The organism is Microbispora sp. KK1-11, from assembly GCF_006874435.1.
Classification (GTDB): Bacteria; Actinomycetota; Actinomycetes; order Streptosporangiales; family Streptosporangiaceae; genus Microbispora; species Microbispora catharanthi.
Genome location: NZ_VIRJ01000152.1, coordinates 1 through 408 on the forward strand (window position 1 = coordinate 1; position 408 = coordinate 408).

Below are 408 nucleotides of genomic sequence, written 5' to 3' on the forward strand. Positions count from 1 at the left end.
GCCGACCGGACCGTCGCCGAGGTGCTCGCCAAGGTGCCCGCCGGTTCGGCCGTGCTCGTGGCGGGGCGGTCCGACTCCCCCCGCCGCGGTGAGGGTTCCATCGCCCACCTGCACGTCGCGCTCGCCGCCGGCGGGCCGTACGGGCACGGGTGGCTGACCGCCGCCTCGACCCGGCAGCGGGCGCTGGTCACGATCACCGACGTCACGACGACGGTCACGCACCTGCTCGGCCTTCCCACTCCCGCGGGCGCGGTCGGCAGACCCTGGTCCGGGGGCGGCGGTGCACCCTCAGTGGCCGAGTTGGCCGACGCCGCTCTCGCGAGCCAGGTGCTCAGGGAGGTCAGGGAGGGATCGGGAGAGGGTCGGGTAGGGGGAGAGGGTAGGGTGTAAAGTAGGAGTTGGGGGGGG

At 74.8% G+C, this 408-nt stretch carries 1 pseudogene; it reads left to right on the forward strand.

The window, feature by feature from the left end:
* Positions 1 to 390, forward strand: a pseudogene (locus FLW16_RS43165) (hypothetical protein); the annotation flags it as partial.
* Positions 391 to 408: the final 18 nt, after the last annotated feature.